The sequence below is a fragment of the Vibrio rumoiensis genome (assembly GCF_002218045.2).
Classification (GTDB): Bacteria; Pseudomonadota; Gammaproteobacteria; order Enterobacterales; family Vibrionaceae; genus Vibrio; species Vibrio rumoiensis.
This window is the reverse complement of the sequence record NZ_AP018688.1, coordinates 1-20,023: the sequence shown is the minus strand read 5'-3', so window position 1 is coordinate 20,023 and position 20,023 is coordinate 1. Positions and strand designations below refer to the sequence as shown.

General features: G+C 38.5%; 12 protein-coding genes and 1 pseudogene. 1 reads left to right on the top strand and 12 read right to left on the bottom strand.

Annotated elements, in window-relative coordinates; all coding sequences use genetic code 11:
* Window positions 1–27 precede the first annotated feature (27 nt).
* The 7 genes from VRUMOI_RS19565 to VRUMOI_RS18770 all read right to left on the bottom strand — a co-directional run bounded on the left by VRUMOI_RS19565 (window position 28) and on the right by VRUMOI_RS18770 (window position 10,370).
* Window positions 28–879, bottom strand: a complete 852-nt coding sequence (locus VRUMOI_RS19565; protein ID WP_231897582.1) for a peptidoglycan-binding domain-containing protein — start codon at window positions 877–879, stop codon at window positions 28–30.
* Between the two features lie 10 nt (window positions 880–889).
* Complete coding sequence (locus tag VRUMOI_RS18795; protein ID WP_089138975.1) at window positions 890–2,509, bottom strand: hypothetical protein; 1,620 nt, start codon at window positions 2,507–2,509, stop codon at window positions 890–892.
* A gap of 1 nt (window position 2,510) precedes the next feature.
* On the bottom strand, window positions 2,511–3,863 hold the full coding sequence (locus VRUMOI_RS18790; RefSeq protein ID WP_089138974.1) for an ATP-binding protein: 1,353 nt from the start codon (window positions 3,861–3,863) through the stop codon (window positions 2,511–2,513).
* 3 nt (window positions 3,864–3,866) lie between these two features.
* Window positions 3,867–6,365 carry an Hsp70 family protein gene (locus VRUMOI_RS18785; RefSeq protein ID WP_089138973.1) on the bottom strand — a complete coding sequence of 833 codons (2,499 nt, stop codon included), beginning with the start codon at window positions 6,363–6,365 and terminating at the stop codon, window positions 3,867–3,869.
* A 1-nt stretch (window position 6,366) separates the two neighbouring features.
* Window positions 6,367–6,711, bottom strand: a complete 345-nt coding sequence (locus tag VRUMOI_RS18780) for a hypothetical protein (protein ID WP_089138972.1) — start codon at window positions 6,709–6,711, stop codon at window positions 6,367–6,369.
* A gap of 651 nt (window positions 6,712–7,362) precedes the next feature.
* On the bottom strand, window positions 7,363–7,524 hold the full coding sequence (locus tag VRUMOI_RS18775; protein WP_331813027.1) for a hypothetical protein: 162 nt from the start codon (window positions 7,522–7,524) through the stop codon (window positions 7,363–7,365).
* Window positions 7,525–7,526: 2 nt separating this feature from the next.
* Window positions 7,527–10,370: a hypothetical protein gene (locus tag VRUMOI_RS18770; protein ID WP_089138971.1), complete on the bottom strand. Its 2,844-nt coding sequence runs from the start codon at window positions 10,368–10,370 to the stop codon at window positions 7,527–7,529.
* Window positions 10,371–10,855: 485 nt separating this feature from the next.
* On the opposite strand from VRUMOI_RS18770, the pseudogene VRUMOI_RS18760 reads away from it, so the two are divergent.
* Window positions 10,856–11,544: pseudogene (locus VRUMOI_RS18760) on the top strand (transposase); the annotation flags it as partial.
* A gap of 777 nt (window positions 11,545–12,321) precedes the next feature.
* Here the strand turns inward: VRUMOI_RS18760 and VRUMOI_RS19340 are convergent.
* The 5 genes from VRUMOI_RS19340 to VRUMOI_RS18740 form a co-directional block, all read right to left on the bottom strand.
* Window positions 12,322–12,471 carry a hypothetical protein gene (locus VRUMOI_RS19340; protein ID WP_162598465.1) on the bottom strand — a complete coding sequence of 50 codons (150 nt, stop codon included), beginning with the start codon at window positions 12,469–12,471 and terminating at the stop codon, window positions 12,322–12,324.
* A 212-nt stretch (window positions 12,472–12,683) separates the two neighbouring features.
* Entirely contained in the window at window positions 12,684–14,129 is a 1,446-nt protein-coding gene (locus tag VRUMOI_RS18755) for a sigma-54-dependent transcriptional regulator (protein ID WP_089138969.1), read from the bottom strand.
* Window positions 14,130–14,131: 2 nt separating this feature from the next.
* Window positions 14,132–15,664: a phospholipase D-like domain-containing protein gene (locus VRUMOI_RS18750; RefSeq protein WP_089138968.1), complete on the bottom strand. Its 1,533-nt coding sequence runs from the start codon at window positions 15,662–15,664 to the stop codon at window positions 14,132–14,134.
* 12 nt (window positions 15,665–15,676) lie between these two features.
* Window positions 15,677–16,786, bottom strand: coding sequence for a hypothetical protein (locus VRUMOI_RS18745; RefSeq protein WP_089138967.1), 1,110 nt, complete (start codon window positions 16,784–16,786; stop codon window positions 15,677–15,679).
* On the bottom strand, window positions 16,783–19,512 hold the full coding sequence (locus VRUMOI_RS18740; protein WP_089138966.1) for a DEAD/DEAH box helicase family protein: 2,730 nt from the start codon (window positions 19,510–19,512) through the stop codon (window positions 16,783–16,785). Before VRUMOI_RS18740 ends, VRUMOI_RS18745 begins: the two co-directional genes overlap by 4 nt.
* Window positions 19,513–20,023: the final 511 nt, after the last annotated feature.

The window sequence follows — 20,023 nt, the reverse complement described above, 5'->3', positions numbered from 1 at the left end:
GGCATCTCCCCTTTTTTACCATACGTATTAACGTATCTGTAGATACTCTAATAGCTTAGGCGATATTTCTCCATCGACTTTTAGGTAATAATCGCGTTGAAATTGTTTAATTGCATTTCTTGTCCTATTACCCATTATTCCATCTACAGTACCAACATCATAACCACGCATTTTTAATGCACTTTGCACGTCAAGAACATCATATTTAGTTAAATCAACATTATAATTGTTCATATTTAGGGGGTTTATTTTGTTCAATGTACTCTGTTGTATATCATCTTTTATTGCTAATATTTCAATTTTTGCCTTAGTTAATTGTCCTTCATAATACCTATAGCTTCCACATCGAGTATTATAACGATTAACCAATTGATTATACTTTTCAATGATAACTTCACTAGCCTGATTAAAATTCACTTCAGAATCATAAGTATTTAATATTATTTGTTCTCGTAAACACCATCTTAACTCTGAAACAACAAGAACGTTATTTGTGCCAGGGCTAGGCATTGAGAAAACCATAAGTTTACTGTTGGTATTATTTTCTTTTTTTGTTGTTGGTGTAATTTTAGTTTCTGGGACTCTATTTTCATTCTTAGAATAGTCGTTTGTATTATCATATTCCTCAGCGAGAAACATTGCACCGAGTATTAATAATAAAACAAAAAACCAAAACCATGGGTTTATACCATTGTTTTCTTTTGATTTATTTTCTGTCGTTCCCTTTTTTACATTTGATGTTGTAGAGTTTGTATATGAAGTATCATTGGAAGATGAAGTTCCATTTAAACTTTCTTTTTTGAGATCAATGCTAGTTAGATCTAGTTTAGATACTAGACTAGATATCCCATTAAATCCCATAGGTTTGTTATTATTCATATTTACCATCTCAATTTGAAATTAATGCATCACTTAATCTTACACCAGGCTTTTTGAATTTCATTCTAATAATAGCCTCAAGAATATGGACATTATTTACATTTAAATATGGTAGAGCACAATTCATTTTTCTATTGCCAATCTTATTTATAACGAAATTACCATTTCTACTGAATACCTCTACATTATGCCATGCTACAAATTCACTCTCATCTTTAGAAAACATCTTTGATTTACGAAGTTGAACTCCGTAATCATTAACAATTACGCCACCTATAGAAATGTTTTCATCATTTTTAAATGCTTCCATATATTTCGCTAGTATATGAATTCCTGCTGTTTTCATTAATCGATCAATAATTTCTGAAAATATGGTTTTTTTTCGTAATTTAATTTCTTGTGTGAGATCTTTGTGTCCAAATGCTATAAAATACTCTGTACCACTATTGCTTGAAAGTGCTCCCCACCTTATGTACTGAATGTCCGTGATCTTTGTGATGGTATTTTTCCATTCAATTATGTCAGGGGTGATTGTAAATCTATTTTTAAAAGCCATACCAATTTCAACTTCATATGTTATTGCCTTCGAAAATTTTTCACGGTCCTCTTCGGATAATTCCCTATCATGCAATATATCATTAATATCTGATAAGTCTTGGTCAGCTTTTTCTTTAAACTCAAAATCTTCTTCAAAAACCTGTTGTAAGGTATAACCTAATCTTTGTGTTAATTTTACATAATCATATTCATTAAACAGTTTTAAGCTCAAATTTCGGATTTTATAAGCAAGATTATTGCTCATTTCATGTTTTAGCCCTTTACTCATATATAGGATTTGTATGGGCTGAGCAATTAGATCCCAGTTTTTTAGTACATTGATCAACTCTTCAATATAGATAGACATAACACTTTCGGATAGCCCATCTTTTAAATTATCGTCTATGGTCGACAATAGAATATCTATATTCCCTTCTTCTTCCTTTAAAAATTGTTGTGCTTTTAATTCATAATATCCAATTACTTCTTGTATTAATTCACCACAGTATTTAGAACCATTATTTGTTTCCGTTACAATAATTTTGGTAATAATTTCAACTATTTCGCTTGAAGAAAAACAGTCAAGTAAGTTTATTGAAGCTTTCTTATAATATTTTTTCCTATTTTCTAATTCCGACTCTATATCTTCTAATGACTCTACCATTAGAAGGCTTGAATATTTTCTCTCTTGATTTATTAACACTTTAATTTCATCAGAGAAAATAGACTCTGACATTTTGCTTAATTCAGTTATTAGCTTTATAGATAATTCTTTATCGATTTTTGATAATCTTTCTATAGAGGAAGCTAATAGATTTGCCCTGGATAATGCATTAAATCCATTTGAGCTTATAATAAACTCAACATCGTCAATATTATTTATTAAGTTTTTAATAACATTTTCTGAGATACCAAGTAACCAAGATATCTCTATCGATAATCGTCTTCTTGGGGATGTAAGGTCATTAACATACTTCCCCCCCAAATCATCATCATTTACAAGTGAGTAATCTTCTGCCAAATCTATTAAAGTTGATTTATCATCCCTTACTGATGCATTTAGTAAATTAAAAGGGTTTTCTGTTATATTCATATTAAATAAAGCCTATTTTATTATTGTTCTTGCCGTTTAATTCAGGTAGCTTATCTATTGCCATAATAAAACAATCAGTAGTTAATAAGCTACACCTTCGCCTAGCTGCAATTCTTTTAGCTTCCTTAACAACAAAATCAACATCTGATGGCTGTCGACCATAAAGCCCATCATATATATCACCTTTACCTTGCTCTAGATCACAGGGTAAACTAAATACTAAATGATCAAATAGTTCTTCAATCTCTCTTTTAGTTGGAGTATTTACTTCTATACAAAAATCAAAGCGACCTTTTCTTATTATTGCTGAGTCAATTATATTTAATTGATTAGTCATTCCAATAATTAAAACTTTATTATCAATTGCTTTAGGTATAAGTCTTAAGAATTCATTGACCTCTTCGACGTGATATTGACCCGCATCTACATTACTTCTGCAACTTACAAAACTTTCCATTTCATCTATAACAATAACTGAGGGGGATTGCTTTATCGCATCGCCAAATACCTCAGCAATCCTCCGACTAGTTTCATGAATATAAGGACTGCCGACAGTACTTGATTCAATATAGAAGCAAGGTAAACTTAAATAATTAATCAACTGCTCAATCGCATACGTTTTTCCACAGCCAGGTGGCCCATAAAGTATAAATGGCGTAGGAAAGTCAATATCCAACTTATCGTAAAAGATAGGGTTTTCTATGATATCTATTACATGATCAATCAGAAACTGTTGTAATTGACTCCTTCCTATTAGGTGGAAATTATTATCTCTTTCAGCAAGAGAAATAGATTCTTTTACAACACCACTTTTCAGCAATATTTCATTCAAAAGACCAATATCACCAATTCCACTTAGGCTTTTAATTCTTTCTATATTTTTTGCACTTAAACTGACTCCACCACTTAACCATCTTCCTAAGACCAAGTCATCGGTTATCGTTACTTTAGTAAACTCCCCAATAACGAGTAACCTAGATAGCTTTTCTATATAAATAGAATTAGATAAATCAATTTCAGATATTATTTTTCTAGTCGCATCAAAAGCATAAGCGAATGATATCGCTTCTGAAAAATCTTTAGGCACGTTACTATATTTTATATGACTTAGCTCATATCTAGGTTCTGATTCATAAAGATAAAGGAGCTCTTTGCCGATATAACAGCTAGTAAACGATTTTTCTGACAAAATATCATTATTAAAATTATTACGCACTAACTGTCCGGTTATTACTAGCAGTCGAGATTTGTTGCTAGTCACAAAAATTTGCCAACCTACTCCAGATTGAAGTTTTTTTGTCACTTTATGACCACTAGGTAAATTATAGCCACTCGGCAAATAAAGCTCGTTCATTTATCATCCCATAACAATATTTGCATTTGCTAGAATTTCGTTGTCTGATATCATGCCTATTTGGATTTGACTTAGTTGTAATACAATCTCTCTAACACCATTGATATCATCATGCTCTAATCTATCTACACCTTCGCTTACAAGACGGTCAAACATATTTTTGTCAGAGAAAAGGTGAGCTGAAGTAGCCATAGACTTAAATTTCTCAACAACGAACCAATCTTGATTCCAAAGAATTTTGAAGTTTTTTCCTCGAATCTCTTCTATTATATTCTCAAAGTCACCATTACGACTTGATAAAGAATTTCGTGCAGTACTAAATAAACGGCTAATTAAAGACCGATCTGACTCTGAAGCTAGCGCGTATAAATGATCATTGTAAAAGCCTTCTAACCCATTGATTTCAACTTGCCTAATCTGAGGTAAGTTTGCATCACGAGCCTTAGACAATAGTTTTTTAGCTTCGTAAATCTGCTCCATCGCTTCTTGCGTATCTTCTGCTTGTTGAGTGTTTGCATCAAGATTTTTTGCTACTTCAGCTTTGCTTTTTGCAGTTTGGAGTACATCACTATCAATAACCGTCTCTAGTTCTTCAATCCTTGAAATTAATAATTCACCTTCACTTTTAACAAGTTCAAGTGAAGATGTATAATCTACTTGGCCTTCTTGTCGAGAGTAAAAGTTTTTCCCCGAATCAAACACACTTCCAATACTCGGGACTGACACTTCCAACTTTATTGCTCCTGAGTCCAATATTTCATATTCACATTCAATATCCGCACCTGCAGGAATAACTCCTTGCTCAAAGTCTGTACCTGAAATTTTCAATACACCAATAGGACGATTGTCACTAATTGGTTCCTTGATATCTCCTTCCCATAACTTAATGTTAATACTCGCTATTGTCCCAGCTCTTAAAGATTCAGCTGCTTTAAAGTTAGCGCTACCTTTAACTGGTAATGTATCACCTGCTTTTACCAAGTGAACTAAGCCAGAACTACCACCAAGCTGATTAAGTGCTTCAATAGAAATTGTATGAGATGCAGGGATTGCCTCAACACTTGCGGCTGTCTTAGTTATAGTTATAACATCCTGCCCTATATCCACTGACTTCCCTTGGTTATCAAAGACAAAAACTTTGAATAAATTATCACCCATCTGATTTAATGGTAAATTTACTGCTGCACCATGTGTCAACTTGAGTAAACCAGAGGTCCAACCCGTATGTATACAGTCAACTTGAAATTCTAATTCATCTTGAGCTTGAGAATCTGAAAGTTGTACAAGCACCCGTGCCATATTCTTAGGTGTTCTTGCGTGAAAATTAAATGAAAGATTTACCCCTCCTTCTAAAGACAGCTTACCACGCGAACTTTTTCTTGATCTATCCTGTGATGACCAATCTATTGACTCTGCAAATATGCTCGCTCCCTCAGCAACAGCAGTCATTGGATTAATATCATTGTCTCCCTCGATACCTAACTCGAAGCATACTTTATCTCTAAGTGGTTTATAGTTAGTTGGCCCACCGACAAATGCTACTTTATTTATGTAGTCTGGTGTTAAGTGAGCTTTACTTAGTGCCTCTCTTGCGGCTTCGATCGATGCATTAACTCTTTTCTCAATAAGCGTGTTAAACATATCTCTTGTAAGCTCAATATCAATATAAATCTCTTCACCAGACAAATCCTTAGTTCGCGCTTCTGTTTCTGTAAGAGATATTATCGATTCCTCTCGCGAAGAGAGCTCAATTTTAGCTCGTTCTACGGCATGGTTTGCCATACGAATTAGCGTTTTATAGTTAGGATTTGCAACGAAATCATCAGGTAATTCGAATGTGTCATGCAGCCAAGGACGAACAATGTTATCTAAAATTTCCCTATCGAAATCTCTTCCGCCGCACATAGCAATACCACCATGTGATAAAAGATTCACTTTACCCGAATGACTTTCCGCTATTGCTATATCTAATGTACCACCACCTAAATCGTAGATAAGAAACACACCATCTGATGAGTTATTTTTCATTACACTCATTACTGCGGCAACTGGTTCTTGCATCAATGCAACATTATCAAAGCCTGCGAGAGAAGCTGACTCCATCGTCGCATCTTTCTGCATTTGATTGAATGCTGCTGGAACTGTAATTACTACACCAGTATCTTTATTTTCACGGATTTCTTCAGTCAAATAGCCGAATAGTGTTTTTAAAACTTCTGCTGAACATTCAACGGGTGTTTTTGACTCACCCATAGCTTTAAATTGAAGGTTATTACTAGTTCCCATCAAACGCTTGAATAGAACAGCTGCGTTATCTGGACTTCGAGCTGCCTGTTCATAAGCTGTTTGTCCAACTAGTTTCCTACCTCGTCTATCAATATATATTGCCGATGGAGTCACATCTGTTTGTATTGGGCTTTTCCAGATTCTAGTATTGACACCATCAAAAGAAGCTATTGCACTGTTAGTCGTACCTAAATCAATTCCAATAAAATGTTTCATCTCATGCTTTCCTTAAAATAACAGTACCAGGTTTAACTATCCCATCCTCATTCATAATCAAAGGCTCTATCATTTGCTCAATGATTAGTTCATCTTCTACATCAAAATCTTCTATATTGATTGCTGTTACAGCCATACCTATGTCATAAACTTGCCCTTCAAGATTTACCAATCTCAAGTTAGCTTGGTTCAAGCTTTCGTTAAGTTTTTTTTGAAACCACTTGTATTGGTTCGAATACCGACCCTTTTCATGTGGTTCAATCTTTTCAAGCATTCGCTCAAACACCTTACTGAAACGCCATGACTCTATAGCTATAGACGTTAATGATTCTTTTAATCCTGACATTTATGTATCACCTATAAAATCCGTATAACGAGGGTTAATTTTTAAAGTATCTATACGTATTGTCATTAACGCTGAACTTCACTAATCTTGAAAAACACAAGCGCACTAAAGAAACTTCCGGCAGCCAACTAACAATCAGGCTAATTAGTACTCTATGACCATAAACATGGGCTATCTTAAGAAGAACAAGGTTGTTCTTATCTAAATACTACCGAAATTTTTTATAGCTAACATTGATTACATTCACATCGTCAGACGTAAATTTAAATCAACTGATTGACTTTCAAATATCCCGATTACTGTTATAGCCCTGGTTTATAGTTATAACTTTAAGTGTGATTTTTCTTACTATAACGGTCGATAGTGACAAGGAGATTTTCAGACATAGGAAAATTTCATTAACCTTAGAGGCAGATGAGTACTTTACTCCACCTTATTGTTATTGGAAACATGAAGTTAATGACAATTAGCACCCTGATTTTTGTTTAAGGTTTAAGAACCACGCGGATTCGTTCGACAAATGTCTCTTTGGTTTAATGAGTGCACTCAACGCAGCAAGCTAAATTTTTGCTACCTTTATGCTCGGTGATCGCCTCTGCACTACAAATACAATTTTTCGCAACTTTACCCTAAAGCTTGATGATATTTTACTTACTTAACCAATTGATATTCTTTAACACGGCTACGTTGGTCAACGAACGGTACAAGGTCTTTATCTTCTAAGTCTTGCTGCTCCATACTAAACGTAAGCGCTTCGATTGGATCAGGCAGAACGATTGAATAATGAGCTTCTTCAAACGCCTCAACTAACATTGCTAGTATGGAGCTATACCCTCTCTCCCCTCATGAGTGCAGTAGTATGAAAGTCGAGAACAGAACGACTCCCACGTTTTTGGCTCTTGACTTACGCCATCAAATTTTAGTTTAGCTTTCACTTCTTTCATGCACTTAGGACAATATCCCAATCGTTTCGGATTGAAGAAGTTACCTGCTCCGGTGAACACCGGTTTGTGTTCTGGATTGTGGCACTGGAAATAAATCTTCTCTCCACTTTTTATTTTCACAGTTGGTGGCACATCGGTACTCGCATAGGCTCGCGCTGAATCAATAGAGGAATAGCCTAAGAAATCGGCTACCCAAGCAGCGCGTAATTTAAGTCGAGCATCCAAGCTGGCTAGATTTTTTTCGGTATCAGGTAGTTTTCCTCCCTGTGCTGCAGCACATATTAAACATCGACATCGACCATGCTTGGCGTATTGCTCCAAGTAATTGTTGATCTTGGTTTCATAAACCAAAAAATCTGGGTGTGGAATTTGGAAACGCCCAATTTGACTTGTTTGCCCGCAGTTCACTGTCAGCTCATTGTTAGAGGCAAAAATTATCTTGAATTGAGGGTGGATAGTACGAAACCGTTCTATTCTACTATCTCGTGAAATCTGAGCTTTATATTCAGCGCTTGTTTGTGTTTCCGGACTGCAAACACGACAAGCACTTCTATGATGGCCGATTGCTATTGCTTTGGCACGCCGGCGCCAACCTTCAAAACTGTCTATCTGCACATGACCGTGTTCACACGTTAACTCTAGAAGCAAGTTTGAGCTTTTGGTATTTTCCCTATCGTGCCTTACAAACTGATACCAGTGGTCTGGCTCACCCCACCCCACTAAGGTAATGATTTCCCTAATTGTCCGCTGCCATTGACGTGCGCTGGTCAAGACGTTTTGTTCTGAAATAAAGTTACCGGGTAATATTCGTGGCGTGTTAGGCTCAATCCTAGTCAGACAATAACCACAAATAAAGCCACTCTCTGCCTCAAGCCGCTCAATCACACGAGTGAACGTCGACGGTGTTTCGCTTATATTGTCACAGCGAGGACAGAATATATTTTCTTTGATTGCCCCCTGTAATAACTGCTTCAAAATATCTGGGTGTATTTTTGCACGCAGTTCAGGTGACAAAAACTGTTGATATTTTTCTTCTCGTACTGTTGCCGCACGCACTTGAGTTGTAATCCCACGACACTTTTCGCACCCTTCAGTTTTCCGAAACTCAAGCGATAACATGTTTTTAACTGAAGTTTCACTTTCCTTCTCGCAACGATGGCAAGTGAATTTGATCGTGCCAGATTGCAAAAATAGTCGGCCCTCTTGCCCGCTGACTAAGGAACGTCCATTATCCGTCATAACCTTATGCAATCGATGGGTTAGTTCTTGTGTCTGTATGCGATCTGCATTACAAAAATAATCCCCAACATCGGCAATCTTTGGAGTTCTGTAAAGCAGCCTTAATTGGTCGGCAAGATCAGGATGATTTGCTCCCCAATCCTCAAGCGCTTTTTTACACACATGAATAGCCTGCTTTGCGCTTAGTGCCTTCATTTTTGAAACTACTAGCAATGGTTGCCCGGCGTCAAAACAAGCTTCTCTTTTTAGCCGATCTATCTTTTTTGTTTCTTCACAATCATTATGACTTTGAAAGCCTTGATATTCAGCCCAAATTTGTTTGTATTGGCCATTTGGTAATAAAATTGGTTCACTGACAATGTCGATTTCTCGGCCGTTGAGTCCTTGGTCAAACGCATCCATCAAACCACGCACATCTTGACGCCATTCAAATGCCTCACCCGAAGCATCAGCTGGAAACATATGCTTGAGCACGACTAAAGTTAATAGTTGGCTTCGCTTCTGTGTGGTTAATGTATAGTTTGTTTTTTTTAGGCGATGGTAAGCTTGCCAGTTAGACAGATGCCCGGTAGCTTTTATATAACAAAAGTAGAGCCCGCTCTTCGCTGGTAATCCATCAAAATCTCCGCTTCCCTTGTATCGTTGACTTTCGCGCCCCTGATAGGCAACGTACTTCAAAAGTGCACCAAAGTTAGATGCGTCCTCCGCAACTTCAGCAACGAGTTCCTTCATACGTAAATCGTCCTTGATAAGAGATCTTAGCTGAGCCTCACTCATCAAGTCATTGAGTGGCCCTTTTAACCTTCCCATGGGCACAACGACATTGGTATAAGCAATGCGATCAAGACGCTCCCCCTCAATTGCATTCACCGTGATATGGAATTGCCCTTGCTCACTGGATGGGCGCACAGATGCTCTTTGCCCCCAAATCTCGCGTGAAAGCGCCTCCAGTTCAGCTGCAATTCGACCAGACTCGAGTTTCAGTGGCTCTGCCTTGCACTCTGCAGCTTTAGCCGCGCAAAATTCGCAATCGAGTAAACTAGTGCCATTAACGGATTGCGATGGTGCCAGAAGAGCTTTTATTGAACTGTGTTTTATGCGTTTGCTTTCACCACAAGCTAAATGCCGCAAAAGATAAATCGGTGCGCGACCCTTAGCATCCGGTTCGTTAGTTTCATCCTCCTTATGACTCAATATCTCCCAATTAGCCGCATGCTGAGTTTGAACGAAGCGCGCACAGAGCCGTTGAGCAATACGACAAATTGGGCATCGCTCAGGGGGCGAATCTGGGTTAGGAATATTGGTTAAATTATCAAAGCTGCAATTAAAAGGGCTATTGCAACATTGACACACCCAAATTATTTTTGCTTTGTTCTTTTGAGTGATTGGATATCCGTCCCTAGGAACATACTTGTCGATATATGCCTGAGGCATATCTGATACCAATTTAGCCTTGAATTGATTACTTGCAGCCATTCACTACCTCTTCATTGAACACATATTGTTCTACCAGGAACACAAAATGAAGTGTTAACCAGTTATATAGACGTTCATAACTGCTTGTAGTGAACGGTTCAAAATACTGGATTATTGACATCAATAGTCTTTTTCTAACTATCTAAACTTGCTGGAGTTATACTCTTTTACTACCAATCAATAAGTTAGTTGGGATCTTTCCTCATTTACCCAAGGAAATTTCATCTATCAATACAAATGAAAATAAACTTAGCACAAAGCCCATTTAAAACAGATGGTTATAAAATACTTCTTTTTACGAAGGTGATAAACGTCGTACATTTATTTTTATTATGCCCTCTTGTCCTACCTGATAACTTTGCCTTAGAAAAAATACGGTATTTTCAGACTAATTTGAGAGAGCTTATTAGTGTAAACCTCCCCTAAAATAGGTGCATTTCCATTTAGAGTTCTCGCTTTTAAACTAAGTTAAACGGAGAGCGATTATGAAAAAATCACGTTATACAGAATCACAAATCGTTAAGATTTTAAAAGAAGTGGAATAGGGTCGGAAAGTATCGGATGTTTGCCGCGAATACGGCATTGCTGACGCCACTTATTATAATTGGAAGTCAAAATACGGTGGCATGGAAAGTTCAGATATTAAACGCCTAAAAGAGCTTGAAGAAGAGAACCGTAGGTTAAAACAAATATATGCTGATTTGAGTTTAGATCACTCTATTCTCAAAGACGTTATTGAAAAAAAGCTGTAAAGCCATCGGTTCGCCGTGAGCTCGTTGATTATGTGCGAAAAGCACATAATGTTAGCTTACGCAGGGCTTGCCGAGTTGTTGGCTTTAACGACTCAGTTTATCGATATCAACCAGACCCTCATCGTGACGATGAGGTTATTAGAGTGCTTCAAAAGGCTGTAGAGCGATATCCTGCTTATGGTTTCAGCAAATTATTAAAAACGTTAAGACGTTGGCAGTATAAATGGAATCATAAACGTGTGCATCGAGTGTATCGTTTATTAAACCTAAATATGCGTCGCCGAGGTAAGAAGCGATTACCAAACAGAAACCCTGCACCACTCTGCGTACCAGAAAAAGCTAATGTGTGCTGGTCTATGGATTTTATGAGTGATTCATTAATGTGCGGTCGACGTTTTCGTACTTTTAATCTATTGGATGATTTAACTCCATGGGAATACTTGGTCAAATCACAACAATGAGAAAACTCTAATTTTGAGTGTCACTAAAAAAGGAATGTTTACAACAGAACAGCAAGTTCATTCCAAATAAATGCCCTGTCTTAAATTATTTGCATATTTTGGAGCATCCCTCCCTGATAAATTGTCAGTACTTGGTAGATCAACGCTTATACTCTCGCCTGTTCACACCTATACTTATTTTTATTAACAAACCCTTACCAGATAACAAACCTTTAGTTCTATTAACGGAAGCCCGATCTGATCAATTGTCAGTGGCAATGAGATTTTGCCTGATAAATTGTCAGTAGTTACCTGTTTGTAACTGTTAAATTCTCAGCTTTAAATTCACAACTAACCTTTGAATTTGAAAATTTCAAACTCATTAGAATTAACTGATATCCCTAAGAAAGAATCTTTACGGTAAAGAACAATAAAAACGTATTTAACAGAGAAAGATGATGATGTGATTGAGGCTTAACATCTCAGGGGCAAGGTATCTTTATGGACTAGAGCTTATACCAAAGTAAACGTACTGATTGTAAGCTCTATTGATTTAACTTCGGTGAGCAAGAAATCACTCGTATATACAGTTCGTGGTTAACTGAAGCCGACTTACAGAATGTACTATTCGTATTACCGGGCAGTTATCTGGCTTCACGGGTTAAGTGGCATTTGAAGATTTTCATTATGATAATATCAAAAGCACTTTTCAATGTAAGTAATCGCCATATTTAAAAGTTAGTAACAAGCATTGAGTTGTCAGTCGCGACTTAATACACAACAAGTTTTATTTCTTAGTCTCTTTTTTATTCCAAGGTGTTTTTCACCCCATTCTTCAATCCTATCAACATTGTAATAAGCCGCTAAACCAATCAGAGCAAAAGCAGCTATAAAATACATAAAAGTCATATTATCAGCCTTATTGTTGTTTACTTGTCTTTATTATTGCATATATCGGAGTATTCAGATCCGTTATTTCGGTTCAAGCCATTTGCTTTTTAGCCTACCCCCTAAATCGGTGATCGCAATAGCGAACACTGATTTAATAACATATTATATATCAAAACTTTAATGCCACATCCTTCTTGAACAAGAACATAGGAAGGCAACAGTAACCAAAATTAAGACTCCCTCATATACTTTTGTAGGGTTTTTTGATCCACCTTTAATACTTCTCCTGCTTTAACCCATGTTCCGAATTGCTTTTTGGCGGCTGTGGCAAATTCCTTATGAAACGCTTTCGTTAACTCATCCTTAGTTGTCTTGGATAAGTCACCAAATGCAAACCTTGTGTCAGGACTATCCCCCTGGAGAACAGGCTCGTCCAACGAAGCTAATGAGCTAGAGATTGCCGACTCTATAGTTTGGGAGCTCAAAAACGCACAAGACATGTACGCTAGCTTTTTTAGGTCACGTAAGTTACCTGGTAAATATGCCGAGTTAAAAAACTGGATTAATTGATTTGACACTGGAGCTTCCGCAGGCAGATTGGGGTTAACATTAACTTCCTGCCAGATTCTTTGCCAATCCGACAAAATATCTTCTCTGCATGCACGAAGTGGAGGTATTGTTATTGTGAGCATGGATACACGATCAAAGAAATCAGCATCGAGTATCGTTGCCAATTGCTCAAGTGATTTATTGCTCGCACAAACTAGCTCGAAGTCAGATACTTCCTCAATGTCACTTCCAACAGGGCGAAAACTGTGATGGTTATCTTGAAGCACTCGAACCAACTTTCGTTGAACCGAAGTTGGTAAATCTTGTATCTCATCCAAGAACAATACTTTTCCATTTGCTTCTTTCAAAAGCCCATTGCGATCCTTTTCCGCCCCAGTGAACGCACCTTTTACGTGGCCAAACAACATACTATCAACAACTTGAGAATCTAACCCTCCACATGCAAGCGTAACTACCTGCTTTTGCTTCACCTTACCGACAACGGTTTCAATTAACCTCGTTTTTCCTGTACCTCGTTCACCCAATACAAGTAACGGAGCTGTGGGGACGCAAGAGAACTGCTTTAACGTTTGTAATGCATCTTGCCTTGGTTTTGATTTAGGGTCTAAATCGTAAAGGGCGTAACCGCCCTCTGAGCTTGAAATAGCAGAGATCTCTGCCAGATACGTGTTTATACTGAAGTCAACTTTGGCAATGCTGGTTCTTTTGGTATCGGGGTTATATTGTGATGACCAGAGGATTGTTTCGCGTGGGAAATGCCCCCGAGCATGAAGAATCAACCAAACCGCATGCATCGCCGGAGTTCCCGGCGATACATTGATATGAAGATGCTGTTCAAGCTTTAGCTCTGGAATAATCTCAGATTCTATTATGTGATAAATTTCGTTGTGATCAGCTGGGTTCTCAAGACCGACAGTTCGAAAGCTAATCTGTAAATCGCCAAATTCGTGATCTTTGTACAGACTACTATCTCCTGCTGACTGAGTAAGCACGATTACTTTATCAATATGCACTTTACGATTCTTAAACCGCTTTAACGCCTCATCTAATACCTCAACACCAGCTCTTTTTGAATGCCAACAAAGCAGCGTGTTTTTAAAATCCACGGTTACGCCTCCAATACAATTCTGGCGTTTGGCAATTCACTTTGCTTCAGCCTTGTTGCCATGGCAAGTTCGGATTCTTGACTAACCGTAATAGCTAACTGTTTTTTTGTCAGTCGAACAACCTTTGGCTCATAACTTTCTCTAGGCGATCCTGACTCCTGCTTCTTAGAAGTTTCATCCTTAGCCGATAAAGGTTTGAAATACTCTGGACTGGCGTTAGTGATAACTGGCGGCTCTATACGCCATTTATACTCAATCTTGTGCGAGGTTTTTTCCCGCCAGTTTGCATTGGGTATTTTTGGGTGCTTATCCATATCAGACAAACAATCTGCTTTTATGGGAGATAACTCAACAATGTCTACTTCGCTGACTGAGTACCTCTTAAATATATTATTTTCCCAAGCTTCAAAACCACCAGAAGTCATCCCTAGACTCATATCCATGTGCAATTCATTGTGGCTATTAGTTAAAAACACTTCTAAGCAGTTCATCAGCTCTATTACCTGAGTACCGTTAAGTTTCACACCTAATTCAAAGCCTTGATCCATACCATGCGTTTGAAAATTTGCCGACATCACCATGCCATGCGTTCCATCCACAACAATCGCTTTGGCATGCAGCCATTTAAAACACATCACAGATACACCAGCCTGCTTCATAGCCAATAGCGCTGGCATGGCTGCGGGTCTTTGGCGGGATAGAACGGTGACTTTTACTCCCAATTTCGCACGCTCACATATTGCTTTTACAAGCTGATGGTCTTCTTGCCACCCAAAACTCGATATGATGAGTTCTTTATCCGCTTTATTGATCAACGCTAATGCATGTTCCCTAATTAAAGCGTCCTCACTAGATGTGACCAGTATTTCAGTTAATCCTCTTGGATATCCAACATTACCCGGAGACTTGTATGCTGAGAATTCACCACGACTTGTCATATGGTGCTGCGCACTCTCGAAGATTGCCCAACGGAACACTTTCACGATATCAGCTATTTGATCGCGTGAAAGCGAGACCCCCAGCTCTTCATTTCGTAAAAGTGCTTCTTCTGTAAGGTTTGCCGTTAAAAGCAACCCTTTAGCATTACCAGTTTCATGTAATGCGTCTATAACAACGGCTTTTGCGTGGAAATGCGGCGCCGATGCAAAGTGAACATGTCCAGACAATTTGTTTAACATTTCCTTATGCTGCACAAGACACTTCTTACCAAAGTCATCGTCAGGCACATCGCCATCAAGACGAGTCTCACATGCCAATAATATGTACACACGAACTTTGCGCTTTGCAGCTTTTAAGACAGCAGATTCGACACTCTCATCAGCAAGCAAAAACGTACTAAGAATAACCGAGTGCTCAGCATTATCGATTAATTCGACAACTCTTGATTGAAGCTCATTGCAGAACAAAGAGCTATTAATAGGTTGCGGATCAGATACCTGTTTAGGTAAAACAGGCAAAAGCACAGGGGGCAACTTGGTATTTGATTGATCAACAATCTTAGTTTCAGTCTTAGTAAACTTTTCAATTAGATTCATCACTATTATTCCTTATAGGTTCCAATCATGGGCTGCAATGACATGCCAGGTATGCTGATTTTGCTGGTATTCTTCAATCCAAAACTGATTTGCCAGTTCAGCCCTATCAGGTAGTGTAAAATTCCAATCTCTAAAAGGTTCGAGTGCTTTCTCTCTCCAAATTTGGTATTTGCTATTAGTGGCATATATATTGATATTTTTCTCTAATCTCCATTCAGCCCACTTTCTAGCATCCAATTCAGTCAATGCTGATATAGAAATATTGTATAACTTCATCGCATCAAACGAGCCCAACTTGTGAACAGATGGCCTTTTTACACTTACCGAGCGCTTCATATTGATTCGCTCAGATTCAGTAGTATTTTCGAAAACCACTGACAAGATTTCCGTTTGCTCATCCCATTGTTCAAGCAAGCCCTCACTATGCAGAAGTACTTTCAAAACTTGCTGACGACTGATTGGTTCAACCCGACGTGAAAATATAAGATCCTTTCCGCGCTTCACATCAACATTGCCATCAGTCACATTCCACTCGATGTAATACGGTTTTCCTTGAGGTGAGATGCGCTCACCTTTGAGTTCAATTTTGTCAACGCGAACTTCCGAATCTCCGCCTATTGGTTCAACCTTCAGGCCACGAATGTCTTTGACTCGTTGAGGAACCTCAACGAGTCGCTTTGCTCTTTCATTTAGCTCGTTTCTGTTTTTTCCAAGTCCGATCGACGCTGCACTAGGCTCTGTGTGCGCTTCAATAGTAAAAAGTGGATGAGGCAATAAAGGCTCATGACAAACGCAAAGGCTCCAACACCCATCTTCTGGCACTAGGATTTGATCTTTCTCAAGAGCAAACAGTCCTGATTCAGTGAGCCTGTATTGGTCTCGATTAGACTCAGCAAGCCCATATAACCGACATATGTTTAGTAACCTATCAGCAACGACACGACGTCCGATTTTGTCCCCAAATAAATGCTCGGAGCACTCAGCTGAACTCGCATTCGGATAGTCATGAAGGAATTGCAGCACGCAGTTAATTTCTGGACGGCTATCAGCCAGTGCGATTTCACCCTGAATGAGCCAAGTTTCAGTCTTAATTTCTCGTTTTAGTATGATGTCCTGGCTCATAGTGCCTCCTGTGATTCAGTCTTAATGGTTGTAGACCAGTATGAATTGCTAGCAAAAGTACCTAACACACCCGATGCCTTTTGCATTGCAGAACGGTTTCCGTACACAATGAGCTGATGCTTTGCCCTCGTAATTGCCACATTCAAGCGATTTGGGCTTTCGAGAAAACTCGTGGGATGATTATTTGCGAAACTAAGCATGACAAAGTCAGCCTCATGCCCCTGAAATCGATCCACGGTACATATCTGAATATCAATATACGGTGAGGTTTTTTCACCTCGATAGAAATGCCTTACTCCGTGATGAATCTCCGTCCACTTTCGTAAAGCTTGACGTATAGCTCGCTCTTGCGCCCGATAGAAAGCTAAAACAGCAACTTCCCATGGCTTTTGATGGTTTTTCTCAACATTAGGGTTCGATTTTGCCCAAGAATCAAAGCGCTTTAATTCTTTTAATATTTCTTCTACTTCAGCGGTAATTTCACCTTGTTTGCCTTTTCGACCTTTAACATCGTGCCATATACAACGATGTGAGCCCTTTCGGTAACCCCAGTCTCGTTTTTCAGCCTGGCCATCAGGGCTTTGCAGTGCTTTTTCATGGTATATGTGTACTCGGGAAAACTCAGCGATATCTGGATGCATTCTATGCTGGAAACTAAGCCGTATTTGTCGTTGATTCAAAACACTGTAAGGGAGTCCATCAGATAGAGCGGTGCCTTGTTTCTGATACTCTGTTCGTTCAAATCCAACTTGCAGCGATTCAAGAATTGAAGGCAATGCGATCCTACGTACCCTGTCTATTGCAGTGAACGTATCTTTTTCTGAGTCAAATGGTAATAGCGCTTTGATATCGTCCTCTAACTTGTTAGCAGTTTTGGAACTTCCGTTAGATTCTGTATTTAGGCGCTGTTCGTACATACGAGCCAGTCGCCACGCTAACTGAGATTCCCAGCTATCGGACCCGGTCTTGATTTTTGTACGAGTTAATCTCGAATGCGCTGCAAGTCGCATTTCTAACTTTTTCGGTAACGCAGGTAGCCCCCTTATGGTCGTCAAATCTAGAGGAAGGTGATCAGCATTTTGAGCGATGAATGCTGACGAACCAAGGACTACTGATGCGTAAGGTAGATCTGTCTTCGTCCCTTTAGATGATGCAACCAATACATTTTTGGCCTTTGCTTGCTGATGGTAAAATTCAATTGTCTTTTCATCGTCAGTGCAAACCAAGGATACTTCTCGTTTCTGAATATTAATTTGTCGAGCAGAGAAAATATCTGCGCATGCTTCTCGCTGATAACTATCCTGTAAACATGGCTGTAAATTTACTTCGGTAGCTCCATCATCAACATAAGGCGAAAGCTGTTTTGGGTCTCCCACCATGATCCAACGCTTGGCAAGTACCGCTGGCACCAAAAACTCTTGAAAAGTTGTTTTTGATGCTTCATCAATAATCATCACATCGAAGATTGGCGATGTTGATTGTTTATTTTTGATATCAGGATGCTGAAGCAAACCAATAGTTGTCCCGCAAACTAAATTCGCCGCTTCAAGAACAAGACGTTCAACAATATATTTACCTTCACCGACCTTACTTTTAAGTAACTTCTGACTAACTGAAATGTGAGGTTGTTGCTGAAGATGTTTTAGCAATCTTGTGCGTTCAGTTTTAACAAACTCTTCCAATTGCCATGGCTTTGCCTTTTGAGAGACGCTTGATTTATCTCCAATCCTTACAGGTAACACCATGTCGCGATAAATATTTTCCTCAGACATCATTCGTTCAAGAACATTGTCAACAGCAACGTGTGTTGATGCACAAAGTAAGATCCGCTTACCTCGCTTTATGAATTGAAGAATCAGTTCGCAAATAGCTGTAGTTTTGCCAGATCCTGGGGGACCTTCAAGGAAGGCAAAGTCTGGTGTATTGAGTGCAATATTTACAAACTCACGCTGCTGAGATGTTCCCTCTCTTTCACCATCGGTAAGAACGTAGTAGTCATCGTTAAATAAGTGCTCATCATAAGGAACATTCGGCCACTTAGCATAATCCTTACCTTCAAACAGCCTCAATAGCGGAAGATGGTGAATAGAAGGGGTGTCTTGTAAGCTTTGTAATGCATTAATCTGACACTTTAACTGGTATGTGTTTGGACGAATAACCAAATAGTCGTGGTCAGGTAAACGATCCAATAACAAGCTGTCATTCTCTACATTTCTGTCCAGGACTGAAATTGCGTTGGATTTATTGAATCCAACATTGCTTTGTGATTTCCCAGTCAAATGCCAACCATAACCGTCTGGACACTCATACGACGACAGCCCATTGCCTAATTCACTCGCAATTTCGTCCGCGTGCTCCTCAGTTGTATAAGCCATTTTAGGTTTACCGTGACTTCTACAATTTGGGCATTCTCTAGCGGCACTACCCACGGCTTTCCATCTAGCGGGGCTTGCTTCGTATACCGTGCCGGTACTTTCATCTAAAAAGAGCTTTAAGTTCTTTTCGAAATCACCGCAGTTATCGGCAGGCTCAACTAATTGTACCCACACTCCACTTTGAGCATCGTCTAGCTTTTCCCAACCTATCGCTTTAACAGCCTTCGTACTTTCTAGGTATTTTCGAGTGGTGTCTAGGTACTTATAAAAGTCACCAAGACCACTCACTGCTTTACTAAGCAGGATGCCTGGCTTGTTAATTCCTAAGTTTGCGTATCTCAATAACGCCATGTTTCGTCCTTTGATCTAATAAGTTGTTCTTCCTAAATATCAATCTTCGTGCCAGAAACCTTCATAATAAAAATCCTAAATAATAATGGAGAATAAAAAATAAAGGTTTATACATAAGGTGTTTTTTTGACACCGTAAGGGTGAATTTATAACCCACAAGCATTAACTTGTACATTTTATAGTCTATTATTGCGAAGGTGGAAGTGAAGTTAATCTTTATGGAGTTTCAATTGGCTGATGAATCATTATTCTTATTAATGGACTACAGCCTATACAACAAAACCTGAAAATTTTGCCATAAACACAAAGCTAAAATCGCGATTGAACTCATTAAGCATTGGTAATGTTTAGAAATATCCAAATACGCTATTTCCTATAAGAGTTATGCATTATTAGCACCACTCTTCATTTTGTCTAAGCACCACAAAAAAACCAATCAATACCTCAATAATCACTGGAGGCATAAAAAAACAAGGTATATACTGTTTCTAATTCCACTATGGAGGCGGAA

Excerpts from the sequence above, each read along its gene's own strand:
- VRUMOI_RS19565 (WP_231897582.1), bottom strand. The coding sequence starts at position 879 with ATGAATAATAACAAACCTATGGGATTTAATGGGATATCTAGTCTAGTA.
- VRUMOI_RS18795 (WP_089138975.1), bottom strand. The coding sequence starts at position 2,509 with ATGAATATAACAGAAAACCCTTTTAATTTACTAAATGCATCAGTAAGG.
- VRUMOI_RS18790 (WP_089138974.1), bottom strand. The coding sequence starts at position 3,863 with ATGAACGAGCTTTATTTGCCGAGTGGCTATAATTTACCTAGTGGTCAT.
- VRUMOI_RS18785 (WP_089138973.1), bottom strand. The coding sequence starts at position 6,365 with ATGAAACATTTTATTGGAATTGATTTAGGTACGACTAACAGTGCAATA.
- VRUMOI_RS18780 (WP_089138972.1), bottom strand. The coding sequence starts at position 6,711 with ATGTCAGGATTAAAAGAATCATTAACGTCTATAGCTATAGAGTCATGG.
- VRUMOI_RS18775 (WP_331813027.1), bottom strand. The coding sequence starts at position 7,524 with ATGTTAGTTGAGGCGTTTGAAGAAGCTCATTATTCAATCGTTCTGCCT.
- VRUMOI_RS18770 (WP_089138971.1), bottom strand. The coding sequence starts at position 10,370 with ATGGCTGCAAGTAATCAATTCAAGGCTAAATTGGTATCAGATATGCCT.
- VRUMOI_RS19340 (WP_162598465.1), bottom strand. The coding sequence starts at position 12,471 with ATGACTTTTATGTATTTTATAGCTGCTTTTGCTCTGATTGGTTTAGCG.
- VRUMOI_RS18750 (WP_089138968.1), bottom strand. The coding sequence starts at position 15,664 with ATGAATCTAATTGAAAAGTTTACTAAGACTGAAACTAAGATTGTTGAT.
- VRUMOI_RS18745 (WP_089138967.1), bottom strand. The coding sequence starts at position 16,786 with ATGAGCCAGGACATCATACTAAAACGAGAAATTAAGACTGAAACTTGG.
- VRUMOI_RS18740 (WP_089138966.1), bottom strand. The coding sequence starts at position 19,512 with ATGGCGTTATTGAGATACGCAAACTTAGGAATTAACAAGCCAGGCATC.